Raw genomic sequence first — 16291 nt, 5'->3', positions numbered from 1 at the left:
GCTCTGGACCGGATTCACGCGCCGAGCTGCAGTACCCTCGACCATCGCCGCTTTTGGCTAAGCGGCCACGCTGTAACAGCGTCGTGCTTCTCACAGTACACGGGGCTACCCGGCGCCACCACCGGAACGGGCGATGTACTCCTGCGCTTTGGTCTTCATCCCCTGATACACCAGGTGCCAGCCGTTGGGGTCACCCTTGAGCACCGCGGCGGTCAGGTCTTTGATCTGTTCGTAAGTCGCGTGCGGAGGGATCGGCGGCACTTCCGGGTCGCACCTGACGTCCAGCACGACGGGGCGATCGGCACCCAGCGCCCGATCCCAGGCCTCGCCCAGCCGGTCGGGGTCGTCGACCGCGATGCCATCCAGCCCCATGGCACAGGCGATCTCGGCATACGAAACGTCCGGTAGCGATTGTGACGGCACGAACTTGGGCGCTCCGCCCATTGCCCGCAGCTCCCAGGTGACCTGATTGAGGTCGCCATTGTGGAAGACACACACCACCAGGCGCGGGTCGGACCATTGCTCCGCGTAGCGCTTGATGGTCAACAGCTCGGCCATGCCGTTCATCTGCATCGCGCCGTCGCCGACGAGCGCGACGGCGGGACGGTCCGGATGCGCGAACTTCGCACCGATCGCGTACGGCACCCCGCATCCCATGGTGGCGAGCGTGCCCGACAGCGAACCTCGCATCTCCCCGCGCAGCTTCAGGCACCGCGCATACCAGTTGGTGGACGAACCGGAGTCTGCCGTCACGATGGCGTCGTCCGGTATCCGCTGCGAAAGCTCCCACGCGATCCGCATCGGATTCACCGGGCGGGCCGACAACATGCACTGGCGCTCCACGGTGTCCCACCAGCGAGACACGTTGTGCTCGATGGTGTCTCGCCATTTCCGGTCGGTCTTCGGCTCCACCAGCGGCAGGAGCGCACCGAGCGCGGCACTCGCGTCGGCGACGATGTTCACCTCCGTCGGGTAGCGCATGCCGATGGCGGTTCCGTCGATGTCGATCTGAATCGCCCGGGCCTGACCGAATTTCGGCAGGAACTGGCTGTAGGGAAAATTCGATCCGACGATCAGCAGGGTGTCGCAGTCGCGCATCATCTCGTAGCTCGGTCGCGACCCGAGCAACCCGATGGACCCGGTGACATACGGCAGATCGTCGGACAGCACATCCTTTCCCAACAGCGCCTTGGCGACCCCGGCGCCCGTCTTGTCCGCAAGTTCGCGCACCTCGTCGGCGGCGCGACGGGCACCCTGGCCGACCAGAATCGCCACGCGCTCACCGGCATTGAGCACATCGGCAGCCTTGCGGACCTGTTCGTTCTGTGGATACTCCGCCGGCGGCACATACTCCGGGTCACTCGACGGCACCTGTTTGAACTCGTGTTGCGGAGGCTCGTACGGCTGCTCCTGTAAATCCGACGGGATCACCAGGGCCGTCGGCGCCCGCCGGGCCAGCGCGATGCGGATCGCCCGGTCGAGCGCGTTGGGCAGTTGGTTGGCGACATTCACCTCGACCAGGTAGTCACTGGCGACATCCTTGAAGAGACTGTGCAGGTCGACTTCCTGCTGATAACTACCACCCATCGCGCTGCGCGCCGTCTGGCCCACGATCGCCACCACCGGAACGCGGTCGAGCTTGGCGTCGTACAGCCCGTTCAACAGGTGGATGGCGCCCGGTCCCGATGTCGCCATACAGACACCGAGCCCACCACCGAATTTGGCGTATCCGGTGGCACAGAACGCCGCCATCTCTTCGTGGCGGGTCTGAATGAATTGCGGCGCATCGTCACTGCGGCCGAATGCGGTGACGATGCCGTTGATGCCGTCGCCCGGATAGGCGAATACATGACGGACATGCCACTGCCGCAACCGCTCGAGCAGGTAGTCCCCAACCGTTGTCGTCATCCAGCCGAGGTACCCCCACGACACCGGACGAAACCGGCGTTTGGCAGTTCGGCCGCCCGGGTACGTCCACCACAGGACAGTCCGAATGGAACCCGCAACCACCCGGGAGGTGTCGATGTCCGAGGTCCAGACCGGGGCGATCGCGCAACACGATGTAGACGCACAGGACGCCGGGCACCGGCGACGCACCATCATCAACTGGGTACTGGCCGGCCTCACCGTGCCAGGTGCCCTCGCCATCATCCTGTATCAATACGCCCAGGTCCTGGCGACCGCGGGTTGTTCCGAACGCACCTGCGCCAAGCTGGGCCCGAGCCCGTTCGTGTTCGGACTGATCGAGTACGGCGCACCGGTGGTCGCCGTACTGGCCATCGCGATCTCATTCGTGACAGCACGTACCCGGCGCGGCATCGTCGTACCGCTCATCGCGTGGGCCCTGTTGATCGCCGGGTTCGCCGTGCTCACGTTGACCTTCGAAACTCCTTGACAGGAAAGGGGTTCCGATGGCCACTGAAACGAAGGTCGAGGCCGTCCGGCCCGCGGACGTGACGAAGGGGGACGTCATCGAGGATCCCGCCGGTGGCCGCTGGCTCACCGTCCGTGAGATCCAGGTGGACTCCTCGCCCGGCAAAGACATCTTCAGCTTCTACGGTTCAGGGCCTGACGACCGCATCATCGTCGTCGACAAGGAAACAGTTCGGCGCAAGAGCGATGTGTCTGATGACGGGCGAGCACGGTGACGAGGGACCATCCGACCAGCGCTGGGACCGGATGGCCCGTCACGAGACGGAAATCGAACGGCTGGACCGCAATTGGTCGAGTTTGTTGCAGGAACTCCGCGTCACGCAGACCGGAGTACAGCTGCTCACCGGTTTTCTGCTGACCCTACCGTTCCAACAGCGGTTCTCCACGCTGGATGACCAGAGCCAGGCGGTCTACCTGGCGACCGTCGGCTTCTCGGTCGCGTCGACGATTCTGTTGATCGCCCCGGTCGGCATGCACCGCATACTGTTTCGGCAACGACGCATGTCGTTGATCGTCGCCGCGGCACACCGCTGCGCCTTCTACGGTCTGCTGCTGCTCGGGATCGCCCTGACCGGCGTGACCGAGTTGATCTTCGGCACCGTCGCGGGCCAGGTGGCCGGCTGGGTCGCCGGCGGCATCGGCCTGGCCGGCTTCTGCACGTTCTGGGTGCTGGTGCCATTGGCGATGCAGAACAGCGGACGCAACGATACCGCTCGCGCACAATAGTTTTCACGCAAGAAGCGGCCCGGCCTCCCCACGGTTGAAGGAAGCCGGGCCGTTCTGGCTCACTGGTTCTGCTGCTGGCGCTTCTCAGCGGCCGCCGCGCCGGAGCGGGCCGACTCGGCTTCCGCCTCATGCTTGGCCGCATCGCGTTCGGCGTCGGCCTTGTCCTGCTGGGCCTGTCCCTCACGGACCAGATCGTCCCGGCCCACGACGCTGCCTGCGGCTTCCTTCAGCTTGCCCTTGACACCCTCGACGGTGCCCTTGATGCCCTCTTCGGGGCCACTCTTGTTCTCTCCCACGGTATTTCCTCCTTGTGTTGCGGTGTTGTCAGGTGTGATCGAAGTCCGTCACACCAGGCGATTCGCGAGCAGCGCCTTGCCTTGTTCGGCGCCCTTGCGGCTTTCCTTCTGCGCCCGCTTGAACAGGTCGATGAGTTCGGTATCGCCCTGGCGCTCCGCGTCGGCACAGTAGCGTTCCATGCGCAGCGCGTTGCTCAGGCAGCTCTCCACGAACCAGATGAGGTTGTAGTCCTTGTCAGCGGTTCCGGTGAAGACGCCGGTGTCGGAGCCGGTATCGATGTGCGTGGTCATACGCCATTCCTCCAAACATGGTTGATTCCGTTGAACAATCCGGCACTACCGACATACCTGGTCTGCGCGCATCGGAAACCTTCTCTGGCGCAACGTTTCACCAAAATCTGGCATGGGTACCCGAGTGCTCAGGAGTTGATCACAATGCGAAATACCCGGCATGACCAGGGAGTACGGCACCATCACCGCCGCCGCAGCCCACAATCCCAGGCAATCGGCGCCGTCTGCCGGGTGTTCGTCAAGAACATCGTGCGGATGTGGGCTCTGCAACCAAACCTGCGCTGGCCCTTCAGCTCCATCGATCAGGTCGCCGCACTGGCACCGCTGCCGAGCTCGGCGACCGTGCAGCCCGTCCGCCTGCCCTCCTGTCCGGCCGAACTGATCGGCACCGCCGGCGCGTCGGCCCGACGCGCCATCCTCTACCTGCACGGCGGCGCGTTCCTCACCTGCGGTCTCAACACACACCGCGCCCTTGCCGCCCGGCTTGCCCGCAGCGCCGAGGCCGAGGTACTCAACGTCGGGTACCGCATGTTGCCCAACCACGGACTGTCGGCGGCATTGGCCGACGCAGCCGACGGGCTCCGCTGGCTGCTGCGCCGCGGCTACCGCTGGTCCGACATCGTGGTGGCAGGAGATTCGGCGGGCGGATATCTGGCCCTGCAGACGGCCGCCGATCTGCTTCGGGACGGTAACCCGCCCACTGCCGGCGTGGCCGCCATCTCCCCTCTGACGACGCTGAACCCGCGCGACAAATCCCCCAGCGGCAAGGACCGGTGCGCCATGTTCACGGCACGCGCCATGACGTCGTTCATGCGCTACGTCGCCGCGCACGGTGAGAAGAATCCGTCCGGGCAGCCGATCGCCTCGCCCGTCGACGCCGACCTGCGCCGGATGCCGCCGGTGTTGATCCACGTCAGCAGCGACGAGTTTCTCCGGCCTGACGCGGAACTGATGTACGAGCGGTTGACCGCCGCGGGGGCACAGTGCGAACTTCACATGTGGGACGGGCAGATTCACGACTTTCCGCTTGCCGCTCCCGTCCTGCCCGAAGGGCGGCGGGCGATCCATTACATCGGCGAATTCGTCAAGCAGGTCACGCCCGCGGCGAACCACCGCCGCGTTTGTTGACCATCGCGCTGGGTAACCAGACACGGTGGACGAAACATCGAATGCAAAGCAAGAGCAACTCGAGGCCACGCGGGTCGACAACAACGCGGGGTACCTGACCACCCAACAGGGAGTGCGGGTTCCGCACACCGACGACGCCCTCACCGCAGGTGAGCGCGGCCCGACCCTGATGGAGGATTTCCACGCGCGGGAGAAGATCACCCACTTCGACCACGAACGCATTCCCGAGCGGGTCGTGCACGCGCGCGGCGCGGGGGCCTACGGGTACTTCGAACCGTACGACGATTCGCTGGCCGACTTCACCACGGCGAAATTCCTGACCACGCCGGGCCTGCGCACTCCGGTGTTCGTGCGCTTCTCCACCGTCGCGGGGTCCCGCGGCTCCGCCGACACCGTACGCGACGTCCGCGGCTTCGCCACCAAGTTCTACACCGAGCAGGGCAACTACGACCTCGTCGGCAACAACTTCCCCGTCTTCTTCATCCAGGACGGCATCAAGTTCCCCGACTTCGTCCATGCGGTGAAGCCGGAGCCGCACAACGAGATTCCGCAAGCCGCGTCTGCCCACAACACGCTGTGGGACTTCGTGTCGCTGCAGCCGGAAACGCTTCACACCATCATGTGGCTGATGTCCGACCGCGCCCTGCCGCGCAGCTACCGAATGATGCAGGGCTTCGGCGTGCACACCTTCCGCTTGGTGAACGCGGCCGGCGAGGGCGTCTTCGTGAAATTCCACTGGACGCCGAAACTCGGTGTGCACTCACTGCTCTGGGAGGAATGCCAGCAGATCGCCGGTAAGGATCCGGACTTCAATCGCCGCGACCTGTGGGACGCCATCGAGGCCGGCCAATACCCCGAGTGGGAGCTGGGCGTTCAGCTGATCCCCGAGTCCGACGAGTTCGCCTTCCCGTTCGATCTGCTCGACGCGACCAAACTTGTTCCAGAGGAACGGGTCCCGGTGATACCCGTCGGCCGGATGGTACTCGACCGCAACCCGGACAACTTCTTCGCCGAGACCGAACAGGTCGCGTTTCACACCGCCAATCTGGTGCCGGGTATCGACTTCACCAACGATCCCCTGCTGCAGCTCCGCAATTTCTCATACCTGGACACGCAGCTGATCCGCTTGGGCGGGCCGAATTTCGCGCAGTTGCCGGTCAACCGGCCCATCGCAGCGGTGACCAACAATCAGCGTGACGGCTACGGCCAGCACACCATCCCCAAGGGGACCACGAGTTACCTCAAGAACAACCTCGGCGGTGGCTGTCCTGCGCTGGCCGACGAAGACGCCTACCGGCATTACACCGAACGCGTCGACGGTCGCAAGATCCGCAGCCGCGCAGAGAGTTTCAAGGACCACTACAGCCAGGCCCGGATGTTCTGGCTGAGCATGTCGACCGTCGAGAAGGACCACATCGTCGCCGCATTCTCGTTCGAACTGGGCAAGGTCGGCCCCGAGACCGGCATCCGTGAACGAGTCATCGCACAGCTCAACATGATCGACCACGAGCTGGCCGAGCGGGTCGCCGCCAAGCTCGGACTGCTGGCACCGGACGAGGTCGCCGTCCCCGATCATGTGACGCCGTCGCCGGCGCTGTCGCAGATGAACACCGCGACCGATTCCATCGTCAGCCGCCGGATCGCCGTCCTGGCCGCCGACGGCGTGGACCTGCGCGGCACCGAGCGGACCGCCGCCGCGCTCAGGGAGTTGGGCGCCACCGTCGACATCATCGGCCTCATCGGTGGCGGCACCATCGCGACCGACACCGGCCAGGAACTCGGCGTGGATCTCGGGCTCAACACCACGTCGTCGACGCTCTACGACGCGGTGCTGGTTCCCGGACCGCAGAACTCCGTGGAGCTGCTCGCACAGGACGGTTCGGCGATCCATTTCGTCGCCGAGGCCTACAAGCACCTGAAGCCCATCGCCGCGTTCGGTGCTGGTGTCGGCTTGCTGCGCGCCGCAGGAATCAATCCCGAATCCGCCGGACTGACCGAAACCCACACGGACAGAGGCGTTGTCACGACGACATCGCACGGCGGCTCGCTCGACGAACTGTTCATCGAGGCGTTCGTCGACACGATCCGGCGGCACCGGACCTGGAACCGGGCGACGGAAGCGGTGCCTGCCTGATGTCTGACGACAACATGCTCACCCCGAGCGAGTCCACCGACTCCGACGAATTGCACAACCGCGATGGCGACCAAACCGTCGAGCCACCTGAAGGCTGGCATGGAGCCGATCAATTCGGTCTGCTCGAAGACGAAGCCGAGCAGGGCGAATCACTCGACGACAAGCTCGCCGCCGAGGAGCCCGATGTGCTCGACGGTCCGGTCCGGCCGGAAACCGAGGAGGACGCCTCGTTCTTCCCCGTCGTGGACGACGATTCGGACACCAATCAAACACCGTGAGGAGGAGTGTCATGCCGAAAACCACGAAGACAGGGCAAGCCAAGAAGAGTGAGCTGCCCAGCACACTGCAGAAGTCGAGTCCCAAGGCGCAACGCACGTTTGCGAAAGCACACGACTCGGCGGCCGAGGAATACGGCGAAGGTGAACGCGCCCACCGCGTCGCGTACTCAGCTCTGAAGCACAGCTACGAGAAGGTCGGCGACCACTGGGAGAAGAAGGACCACAAGGGCCCGTCGGACGAGCGGGCGCGCAGCGGCGGGCCCAACGCCCGCGGCAAGACCGCCGAGGGCGTTGACACCCAGGCCACCAAGAAACATCTCATGGACGTCGCGCGCCGGCTCGACATCCGGGGCCGGTCGACGATGAACAAGGACGAATTGGTCGACGCGATCGAGAAGGCCAACCGGCGGGCCAGCCGCCGCTAGCGAACTACCACTGACCGAGCTGGCACTGCACGTTGTACGGCGCGGTCTGGTGCGCTGCCGACTGCCCGTCGACCGCGATGTCGCACGTCGAGTCCGGGGCGGCCTGGCCACCGTGCGTGGTGCTGCTGACGGTGAAGATGGCCCACTGCGGGTCGGCGAGCGTCGTGGTGAACACCCACGGGGCGTCCGGACCGACGGTCACCGTCTCACGCTTGAGGTAGGCGTAGGCGTCGGCGTTGTACGCGGCCTTGTTCGCCGGCTGATTGACCAGATAGAGCAGGTCGAAGGTGGCCGGGCCGCCCACCGACAGCGTGTACCGGACCTCGTGGCCGGCCGGGGCGGCAGACGCCACCGGCGCCATCAGCCCAGCGGCCGCCACTGCTGCCGCGCCACACACCACTGACAACTTGACTGTCGCTTTACGCATGCCGGTCATATCGACTGACCGTACCGGACTGTTACACCCTGCATCAGACGTATCACCCCGCCTGCAGCTCCAGCAGCACCGTCACCGGGCCGTCGTTGACGAGCTCGACGTGCATGTGGGCGCCGAACCGCCCGGTCGCGACCTCGGCGCCCAGCGCCCGCAGCGCCGCCGCGAACTCGTCGACGAGCGGCTCGGCGACCGGCCCGGGAGCCGCCGCGTTCCAGGACGGGCGGCGTCCCTTGGCGGTGTCGGCATACAGGGTGAACTGACTGACCACGAGGATCGGGGCGCCGGCGTCAGCGGCGCTGAGCTCGCCGTCGAGGATGCGCAGCCGCCACAGTTTGTCGGCCATCTTGCGCACCACCGCGAAGTCGTCGGTGTGCGTCAGACCGACGAGCGCCACCAGGCCCTGAGGGTTCGGGGTGATCTCACCGACGGTCTGCCCGTCGACAGTCACCCGCGCCGACGTCACCCGCTGCACCAGTACCCGCACGTTCGCAGATGTTGCCACAGCAGTTTGTGGTACCTGTGGTGGTCATGGACGGCCCATCCTGGCGCGGTACTCCCCTGACCCGGCGTTCGGTCCTGGTCGGCCTCGGCGCCGTCGGGGCGTTCCTCGCCGTCGACCTCGGACTCGTCGCCTACACCAGCCGCGCCGGCACGTTGACCCGCCAGACGTTCCTGGACGGTTTCCGGAGCGCCTTCGGCGCTCACCCCGGCTTCCGGAAGAACCACGCCAAGGGCGTCTCGGTGGTCGGCCATTTCATGAGCAACGGCAACGCCGCCGCCCTGTCCCGCGCCGCGGTCTTCGGTCCGGGTGAGATGCCCGTCGCCGGTCGGTTCTCGCTGGCCGGCGGCAACCCGACCGTCGCCGATACTCCCGGCGCGGCACGGGGGCTCGGCCTGGCCATCGGCTTCCCCGGGCCCGGCCAGTGGCGGACCGCGATGCTCAACATCCCGGTGTTCCTCGACAATTCACCGCAGGGCTTCTACGACCGGCTGCTGGCCTCCAAACCGGTCGCCGACGGCAAGCCCGACCCGAAGGTCATGGCCGACTTCCTCGGCCGGCACCCCGAGACCGCGGCCGCGATGGCATTGGTCAAGAAGAGCGCGCCCACACCGGGTTTCGCCGACAGCACATTCGCGGGTCTGCACAAGTTCTATCTGGTGAGCCAGGCCGGCGTCCGCACGCCGGTCCGCTGGTCGTTCGTACCGCAGCAGACGGCGCTGCCACCGAAGTCCGACGATCCCAACGCGTTGTTCGACGCGCTGATCCTGCAGTTGAAAAAGGCTCCGCTGCAGTGGAATCTGCGACTGACGGTCGGACGGGACGGCGATCCGACCGACCCGACGCTGCCGTGGCCGGCCGACCGGCAGGTCATCGACGCGGGCGTCCTGACGCTCACCGAAGCCCAGACCGATGCCGCCGGCAACGCCCGCGACATCAACTTCGATCCGCTGGTCCTGCCCGACGGCATCGAACCGTCCGACGACCCGCTGCTCAGCGCGCGGTCGGCGGTGTACGCCGGGTCGTACCGGGCGCGGACCATCGAGCCGAAAACCGCTCCGGCCGTTCAGGTTGTGCCATGACCGGCCGCTTCCCCGTCCGCACCCGCGTGTTGCACTGGCTGACCGCGGTCGCCGTGTTCGCCGCTTTGTTGATCGGCTTCACCATGACCAACCGGATCGGTTCCCACGGGGCCCTGGTCGCCGTCCACATGACGCTGGGCATCAGCATCCTGGTCATCGTGATCGTCCGGGCGGCAAACAGATTCACCCACAAGCCGCCGAAGTGGCCCGACACGGTGGGACCGCTGGAAGGCAAGTTGATCGCCGGGTCCGAGCTGGCGATGTACGCCATGCTGCTGGCGCAGCCACTGGTCGGCTGGGCCATGGTGTCGGCTTCGGGCACCCCGGTGCGGGCCTTCGGGCTGACGCTACCCGGCCTCGTCCCCTTCGACGGCGACCTGTACGGCGTTCTGCGGCAGGCACATTCAGTGGTGGCCTACCTGCTGGTGGCCGCCATCGCGGCACACGTCGGCGCCATCCTGCTCCACACCCTGACATTGCGCGACGGCATGCTCCGCCGTATGACCCACTGAGCCTTCTCCCGCGAGCGGCCGTGTTTGTACACCGACACGCCGTGTCGGGCGTGCATTTTGGGGACGCTCAGCGCTGACGAGCGGCCCCAAAATACGCAGCTAAGGAAGCAGTGCGGCCACTCGGGCGGCGACGTCGGCGATGGGCACATCGACCTGCTCGCCGTTCGACAGATTCTTGACGCCCACGGTGCCGGCCTCGATGTCGCGGTCACCGGCGACAAGGGCCACCTTGGCGCCGGAGCGGTCGGCGGCCTTCATCGCACCCTTGAGGCCGCGGTCGCCGTAGCACATGTCGGTGCGGATACCCGAACCACGCAGGGCCGCAACGATCTTCGCCAATTCCAGCTTGGCCGGGGCACCCAGCGGCACGGCGTACACATCGACAGCCGCCGGTGACGCCACCGTCTTGCCCTCGGCCTTGAGCGCCAGCACCGTGCGGTCCACACCGAGTCCGAAGCCGATGCCGGACAGGTCCTGCCCGCCCAGCTGCTTCATGAGGCCGTCGTAGCGGCCACCGCCACCGATGCCGGACTGCGCGCCGAGGCCGTCGTGCACGAACTCGAACGTGGTCTTGGTGTAGTAGTCCAGGCCGCGGACCATGCGCGGGTTGATGACGTACGGCACGCCGAGAGCGTCCAGGTGCGCCAGCACGGTGTCGAAGTGCTCCTTGGCCGCCTCCGACAGGTGATCGAGCATCACCGGGGCGTCGGCCGTCATCTCCTTGACGTGCGGGCGCTTGTCGTCGAGCACCCGCAGCGGGTTGATCTCCGCGCGGCGCCGCGTGTCCTCGTCGAGGTCGAGCTTGAACAGGAAGTCCTGCAACAGCTTCCGGTACTGCGGCCGGCAGGTGTCGTCACCCAGCGACGTGATCTCCAAACGGAAGCCGTCGAGACCCAGCGAGCGGAAGCCGGCGTCGGCGACGGCGATCACCTCGGCGTCGAGCGCCGGGTCGTCGATGCCGATGGCCTCGACACCCACCTGCTGCAGCTGGCGGTACCGGCCGGCCTGCGGCCGCTCGTACCGGAAGAACGGTCCGGAGTACCGCAGCTTGGCCGGCAGCGCGCCGCGGTCCAGCCCGTGTTCGATGACGGCGCGCATGACGCCGGCGGTGCCTTCGGGCCGCAGCGTGACGGAGCGGTCGCCGCGGTCGGCGAAGGTGTACATCTCCTTCGACACCACGTCGGTGGACTCACCCACACCGCGGGCGAACAGCGCGGTGTCCTCGAAGACCGGCAGCTCGATGTGGCCGTACCCGGCCAACCGCGCGACGTTCAGCAGTCCGTCACGTACCGCGACGAATTCCGCCGAGTCCGGGGGCAGGTAATCCGGGACGCCCTTGGGCGCCTGAAAATCGCTCAACTTGATAAGCCTTCGAGGAATGGGTTGGTACGGCGTTCGGCGCCGATCGTGGTCTGTGGGCCGTGCCCAGGTAGTACCACGGTGTCGTCGTCGAGCACCAACAGTTTTGTCACGATCGAGTTCAGCAGGTCCCGGCCGCTGCCGCCCGGGAGATCGGTGCGGCCCACCGACTGCTTGAACAAGGTGTCGCCGGTGAATGCCAGTTCGGCGGGACCGTCGGTCACGCGGAACACCACCGAGCCCCGGGTGTGCCCCGGCGTGTGGTCCACCGTCACGGTGATGCCGCCCAGGTAGAGCTTGTCACCGTCGCGGTCGAGTTCGACGACCTGCTTGGGCTCGGAGAACAGCACCCCGAACGCCAGCTGCGCCAGCCGCGGACCGAACCCCTTGATGGGATCGGTCAGCATGAACCGGTCCTCGGGGTGGATGTACACCGGGCAGCAGTAGGTGTCCGCCACCTTCTGCGCCGACCAGATGTGGTCGACGTGGCCGTGGGTGAGCAGCACCGCCGACGGGGTGAGCCGGTTCTCATCCAGGATTTCGCGGATGCGGCCCATGGCCCGCTGGCCCGGGTCGACGATGATGGCGTCCGACCCGGCGCGCGCCGCGAGGATGTAGCAGTTGCACTGCAACATCCCGGCCGGAAACCCCGTCAACAACACGCAGCCATTTTCCCACGTGGGAAACTGCCTCCATGACGCAGCCAGGACCGTGGGGACCCCCGCCGCCCGACCAGCCCCAGTACTACGGTGCGCCGCAATACGTTCCGGGCTTTCCGCCACCGAAGAAGTCCCGTGCCGGCTGGGTGATGTTCGCCGTGATCGCCGTCATCGCGCTGGTCGCGGCCGGCGTCGCCGCCGTCATCGTGCTTCGGCACAAGAACGCGCCCGTCGGGGGTGCTGCCGAGACATCGTCCGCTGATTCCGGTCCGACGCCGCTGCGCTCGATCCGCCTCGCGGCGCCCAACGTCGCCACCAAGCCGGGCACCTCCGAGCCGAAGGCCACGCTCACGGTCTACGAGGACTTCCTGTGCCCGTTCTGCGGCCGGTTCGAGCAGGTCTACGGCCCGACCATCGGCAAGCTGATCACCGACGGCCGCGTCGCCGTGGACTACACCATGGTGTCGATCCTGGGCCGCGGCGACCTGACGTCGTACTCGGTGCGGGCCGGCGCGGCGGCGTACTGCGTGGCCGACGCCGACACCGCGGCGTTCCAGCGATTCCATGCCGCGCTGTTCGCGCATCAACCCGACGAGTCGGCGCAGACGTTCCCGGCCGACGACGAGCTGGTCGAACAGGCGAGGAAGGCCGGCGCCCCGGATTCGGTCGCCGATTGCATCACCGGCGGCAAGTACCGCGACATGGTCAACAGCGCGGTGAAGAGCTCGGGCATCAACTCGACGCCGACGGTTCTGCTCAACGGCACCGATATCGGGGACGCCGTGCTGCTGCATCCCGATCCGCAGGCGCTGCTGGACCAGCTCAAGAACGTCTCAGGGTGACCTGGCACACTCGGTGCCGACCAGCTGTACGTCGGGGCAATTCCCCCGACCGTGACGAGGAGGGCTTCGGCGGTGCCGACGAATGAACAACGGCGGGAGACCGCCAAGCGCAAGCTGGAACGGCAGTTGGAGCGCCGGGCCGAGAAGGCCCGCAAGCAGCGCATCATCACCATCGCCGCGTCGGTGGTCGCGGTGCTCGCGGTGATCGGCGGCGCCGTCTTTGGTGTCATCTATCTCAACAAGGACTCCGACTCCTCGTCGGCGACGGCCTCGGCATCGACCGGGAGCTCGACCGCCCCGGCGCAGAACCCGCCCGCCGACGGCAAGCTGCCGCCGTTCGTGGCGCCCGCCGGACTCGGTGAGAACTGCCAGTACCCGGCGTCGTCGGAGCAGGCCAGCAAGAAGGTCAACCCGCCGCGCACCGGCAAGATCCCGACCACCCCGCCGACGGTGACGGCCAGCATGAGCACCAATCAGGGCAACCTGGGCCTGACGCTGGACAACGCCAAGGCGCCGTGCACCGTCAACAGCTTCGCCAGCCTGGCGCAGCAGGGCTACTTCAACGACACCCCCTGCCACCGGCTCACCAAGGGCGGCCTGGCCGTCCTGCAGTGCGGTGACCCGACGGGCTCCGGTATGGGCGGCCCCGGCTACCAGTTCGCCAACGAGTACCCGACCAACCAGTACCAGCCCGACAGCCCCGCGCTGAGCCAGCCGGTCGTCTACCCGCGCGGCACGCTCGCGATGGCCAACGCCGGCCCGAACACCAACGGCAGCCAGTTCTTCTTGGTCTACCAGGACTCGCAGCTGCCTCCGGGCTACACCGCGTTCGGCACCGTCGACGCCACCGGCCTGGCCACCCTGGACAAGATCGCCCAGAACGGCATCGAGGGCGGCGGCGGCGACGGCAAGCCCGCGCAGCCGGTCACGGTGAAGTACATCCAGCTGGACTGACAGTTCGCGAAGAAGGCCCGGTCACCGCTCACGGTGACCGGGCCTTCTTCGTGTTAGGCCCTGCGCGGACCCGGCAGCGGTGGAATCATGCGGATCGTGGCGAACACCAAACCGCAGACCATCTCGTACCCGGCGCCCGGCTCGCGGCCGAACCGCCACGACGATGTCGCCGTCGATCCACACGTGATCGTGCTGTTCGGCGCGACCGGCGACCTCGCCAAACGCAAACTGCTGCCAGGTCTGGCCTATCTGGACCAGTCCGAACTGGCACCCGACATCCAGATCGTCGGCACCTCGTTGGAGGACCTGACGATCGACGAGTTCCGCGAGCTGGCCAAGGCCGCGATCGACGAATTCGGCAGCCACCATCTGACCGACGAACAGTGGGAACGGTTCGCCGCGACGCTCACCTACGTCCCGCAGAGCGCCGGGCCGTCGGGTCTGGCGGCGGCGGTGGCCGCGGCGGAGAAGAAGCTGGGCCCGAATGTGCGCCGCCTGCACTATCTTTCGGTGCCGCCCAAAGCTGCGCGCGCCGTCATCGCGACGCTGGACGAGGCCGGCTTGGTCGAGCGCTCCCGCGTCGTCATGGAGAAGCCGTTCGGGACCGACCTGGCCAGCGCTGTCGAACTCAACAACTTCGTCCACGAAACGTTCGACGAGGCACAGATTTTCCGGATCGACCACTTTCTGGGCAAGGAAGCCGCGCAGAACATCCTGGCGTTCCGGTTCGCCAACGGCCTGTTCGAGCCGATCTGGAATCGCAACTTCATCGACCACATCCAGATCGACATTCCCGAGATGCTCGGCCTGGACGCCCGCGCCAACTTCTACGAGAGCACCGGCGCTTACAAGGACATGGTGGTCACCCACCTGTTCCAGGTGATGGCCTTCGTGGTGATGGAGCCGCCGACGGCGCTGGAACCGCGCGCCATCAGCGAGGAGAAGAACAAGGTCTTCCGGTCGATGCTGCCGGTGAAGGTGTCCGACGTCGTCCGTGGGCAGTTCACCGGCTACCGCGAACTCGAAGGCGTGGCAAGGGATTCCGATACGGAGACGTTCATCGCCTTGAAGGTCGGCATCGACAACTGGCGCTGGGCCGGCGTACCGATCTACCTGCGCACCGGCAAGAAGATGGCCGAGGGCATGCGCATCATCTCGATCGCCTTCAAGGAGGCGCCGCGCACCATGTTCCCGTCGGGCTCGGGCGTCGGGTCACAGGGACCCGACCACCTGACCTTCGACCTGGCCGACAACTCGAAGGTGTCACTGTCGTTCTACGGCAAGCGGCCCGGGCCGGGCATGAAGCTCGAGAAGCTCTCGATGCAGTTCTCGGCCACCGAGGCCGACGGCGCCGACCAGGTACTGGAGGCCTACGAGCGATTGATCCTCGACGCCATGCGCGGCGACCACACGCTGTTCACCACTGCCGAGGGCATCGAGTCCCTGTGGGCGAATTCGGCTGCGCTGCTGGCGGATCCGCCGCCGGTCAAGAACTACCAGCCCGGCACCTGGGGCCCCAACGCCATTCACCAACTGATTGCGCCCAACGCCTGGCGGCTGCCGTTCGAACGGGGTTGGCGCGAAGCCAAGAAGAAGTAGCTGCTACGGCCGCGGCGCCGCGGCCGCCTGCTCGAGCTGCAGGATGGCCGCGTCGACCATGGTCTGGATGATTTCGCAGGTGCTGAAATCGCTCATCCACAGATGCGGCGTGTCGGTGCGGTGCAGCATCGCGACGCCGTGCAGCGCGACCGACAGCGCCGCGGCCACCCGCTTCGCGTCGGGCCCCGGCTCGGAGTCGGGGTCCATGCCGCCGGCGGCCAGCAACCCGCGCGTCACCACCTCGAGCGCCTGGCGCGCCGACGGGGTGATCTCGTCGACTTTGACCATCAGGACGTATCGCAACGGAAAGCGTTGGGCGAACGCGACATACGCACGGCAGCCGAGCAGTAGGCGCTCTCGCCGCGTCTTGCCGCTCTGCACCTGATCGGCGATGTCCTGGTTCACCTGATCCCAGCTCAGCTCCGCCACGGCGGCCAGCACGTCCTCGCGACTGTCGAAATGGGCGTACACCGACATGTTCGAGATGCCGGCTTCACGCGCGATGCTGCGTAACGACACCTCGTTCGTGGACTCCGACGAGTCGACGACCCGGATCGCGGCGGCCAGGATTTCGTCACGCAGCAGCGCGCCCTGCCCTCGCACATTCCGCTGCCGTGTCGAGCCCGCCATGCCTTCAC

At 66.7% G+C, this 16291-nt stretch carries 20 protein-coding genes; 12 read left to right on the top strand and 8 right to left on the bottom strand.

Translation table 11 applies throughout. From position 1 onward, the window contains the following. Window positions 1-105 precede the first annotated feature (105 nt). A complete protein-coding gene (locus tag ACJH6I_RS01570) occupies window positions 106-1908 on the bottom strand; it encodes a thiamine pyrophosphate-requiring protein (RefSeq protein ID WP_318984481.1) in 1803 nt (600 codons plus the stop codon). A gap of 85 nt (window positions 1909-1993) precedes the next feature. On the opposite strand from ACJH6I_RS01570, the gene ACJH6I_RS01565 reads away from it, so the two are divergent. From ACJH6I_RS01565 to ACJH6I_RS01555, 3 genes are read left to right on the top strand one after another with little or no spacing between them, the layout of a single operon-like run. Next, entirely contained in the window at window positions 1994-2395 is a 402-nt protein-coding gene (locus ACJH6I_RS01565) for a hypothetical protein (RefSeq protein WP_318984480.1), read from the top strand. Between the two features lie 16 nt (window positions 2396-2411). Beyond that, window positions 2412-2648 (top strand): hypothetical protein, encoded by a 237-nt coding sequence (locus ACJH6I_RS01560; protein ID WP_318984479.1) that lies wholly within the window; start codon window positions 2412-2414, stop codon window positions 2646-2648. Continuing rightward, window positions 2629-3159 carry a DUF6328 family protein gene (locus tag ACJH6I_RS01555; RefSeq protein WP_318984478.1) on the top strand — a complete coding sequence of 177 codons (531 nt, stop codon included), beginning with the start codon at window positions 2629-2631 and terminating at the stop codon, window positions 3157-3159. Before ACJH6I_RS01560 ends, ACJH6I_RS01555 begins: the two co-directional genes overlap by 20 nt. 59 nt (window positions 3160-3218) lie before the next feature. Here the strand turns inward: ACJH6I_RS01555 and ACJH6I_RS01550 are convergent, their stop codons facing one another. Then, entirely contained in the window at window positions 3219-3455 is a 237-nt protein-coding gene (locus ACJH6I_RS01550; protein WP_318984477.1) for a CsbD family protein, read from the bottom strand. Between the two features lie 48 nt (window positions 3456-3503). Beyond that, a complete protein-coding gene (locus ACJH6I_RS01545; RefSeq protein ID WP_318984476.1) occupies window positions 3504-3746 on the bottom strand; it encodes a hypothetical protein in 243 nt (80 codons plus the stop codon). Window positions 3747-3977: 231 nt separating this feature from the next. Here ACJH6I_RS01545 and ACJH6I_RS01540 point away from each other — a divergent pair, with 231 nt between their 5' ends. Genes ACJH6I_RS01540 through ACJH6I_RS01525 form a run of 4 tightly spaced genes read left to right on the top strand, consistent with a single transcriptional unit; the run spans window position 3978 to window position 7711 of the window. Continuing rightward, complete coding sequence (locus ACJH6I_RS01540) at window positions 3978-4874, top strand: alpha/beta hydrolase (protein WP_318984475.1); 897 nt, start codon at window positions 3978-3980, stop codon at window positions 4872-4874. Between the two features lie 25 nt (window positions 4875-4899). Continuing rightward, window positions 4900-7008 (top strand): catalase, encoded by a 2109-nt coding sequence (locus ACJH6I_RS01535; RefSeq protein ID WP_318984474.1) that lies wholly within the window; start codon window positions 4900-4902, stop codon window positions 7006-7008. Continuing rightward, on the top strand, window positions 7008-7286 hold the full coding sequence (locus ACJH6I_RS01530) for a hypothetical protein (protein ID WP_318984473.1): 279 nt from the start codon (window positions 7008-7010) through the stop codon (window positions 7284-7286). The genes ACJH6I_RS01535 and ACJH6I_RS01530 overlap by 1 nt, the downstream gene beginning before the upstream one ends. A gap of 11 nt (window positions 7287-7297) precedes the next feature. After that, the gene (locus ACJH6I_RS01525) at window positions 7298-7711 is read left to right on the top strand and encodes a ChaB family protein (RefSeq protein WP_318984472.1); all 414 of its coding nucleotides are present in this window, start codon (window positions 7298-7300) and stop codon (window positions 7709-7711) included. A gap of 4 nt (window positions 7712-7715) precedes the next feature. On the opposite strand, the gene ACJH6I_RS01520 is transcribed toward ACJH6I_RS01525, so the two are convergent. Together ACJH6I_RS01520 and dtd are read right to left on the bottom strand one after the other, a co-directional pair. After that, a complete protein-coding gene (locus ACJH6I_RS01520) occupies window positions 7716-8147 on the bottom strand; it encodes a hypothetical protein (protein ID WP_020101738.1) in 432 nt (143 codons plus the stop codon). A gap of 43 nt (window positions 8148-8190) precedes the next feature. Then, window positions 8191-8631, bottom strand: a complete 441-nt coding sequence (dtd, locus tag ACJH6I_RS01515; protein WP_318984621.1) for a D-aminoacyl-tRNA deacylase — start codon at window positions 8629-8631, stop codon at window positions 8191-8193. Window positions 8632-8675: 44 nt separating this feature from the next. On the opposite strand from dtd, the gene ACJH6I_RS01510 reads away from it, so the two are divergent. After that, complete coding sequence (locus ACJH6I_RS01510) at window positions 8676-9728, top strand: catalase family peroxidase (protein WP_318984471.1); 1053 nt, start codon at window positions 8676-8678, stop codon at window positions 9726-9728. After that, window positions 9725-10240 carry a cytochrome b/b6 domain-containing protein gene (locus tag ACJH6I_RS01505; RefSeq protein WP_318984470.1) on the top strand — a complete coding sequence of 172 codons (516 nt, stop codon included), beginning with the start codon at window positions 9725-9727 and terminating at the stop codon, window positions 10238-10240. Before ACJH6I_RS01510 ends, ACJH6I_RS01505 begins: the two co-directional genes overlap by 4 nt. Before the next feature lie 99 nt (window positions 10241-10339). Here ACJH6I_RS01505 and hisS read toward each other — a convergent pair whose 3' ends face one another. Further along, entirely contained in the window at window positions 10340-11599 is a 1260-nt protein-coding gene (hisS, locus tag ACJH6I_RS01500; protein ID WP_064859004.1) for a histidine--tRNA ligase, read from the bottom strand. Next, the gene (locus tag ACJH6I_RS01495) at window positions 11596-12261 is read right to left on the bottom strand and encodes an MBL fold metallo-hydrolase (RefSeq protein WP_318984469.1); all 666 of its coding nucleotides are present in this window, start codon (window positions 12259-12261) and stop codon (window positions 11596-11598) included. Before ACJH6I_RS01495 ends, hisS begins: the two co-directional genes overlap by 4 nt. Window positions 12262-12293: 32 nt before the next feature. Here ACJH6I_RS01495 and ACJH6I_RS01490 point away from each other — a divergent pair, with 32 nt between their 5' ends. The 3 genes from ACJH6I_RS01490 (at window position 12294) to zwf (ending at window position 15653) form a co-directional block, all read left to right on the top strand. Beyond that, a complete protein-coding gene (locus ACJH6I_RS01490) occupies window positions 12294-13100 on the top strand; it encodes a thioredoxin domain-containing protein (protein ID WP_318984468.1) in 807 nt (268 codons plus the stop codon). A 72-nt stretch (window positions 13101-13172) separates the two neighbouring features. After that, complete coding sequence (locus ACJH6I_RS01485; RefSeq protein WP_318984467.1) at window positions 13173-14054, top strand: peptidylprolyl isomerase; 882 nt, start codon at window positions 13173-13175, stop codon at window positions 14052-14054. Between the two features lie 96 nt (window positions 14055-14150). Next, window positions 14151-15653: a glucose-6-phosphate dehydrogenase gene (gene zwf, locus ACJH6I_RS01480; RefSeq protein ID WP_318984620.1), complete on the top strand. Its 1503-nt coding sequence runs from the start codon at window positions 14151-14153 to the stop codon at window positions 15651-15653. 3 nt (window positions 15654-15656) lie between these two features. Here the strand turns inward: zwf and ACJH6I_RS01475 are convergent, their stop codons facing one another. After that, window positions 15657-16283, bottom strand: coding sequence for a TetR/AcrR family transcriptional regulator (locus ACJH6I_RS01475; protein WP_318984466.1), 627 nt, complete (start codon window positions 16281-16283; stop codon window positions 15657-15659). Window positions 16284-16291 lie beyond the last annotated feature (8 nt).

The sequence above is a fragment of the Mycobacterium sp. SMC-13 genome, assembly GCF_045311035.1.
Taxonomy (GTDB): Bacteria; Actinomycetota; Actinomycetes; order Mycobacteriales; family Mycobacteriaceae; genus Mycobacterium.
The sequence above is the reverse complement of the archived record's forward strand: the minus strand, read 5'-3'. Positions and strand labels throughout refer to the sequence as shown.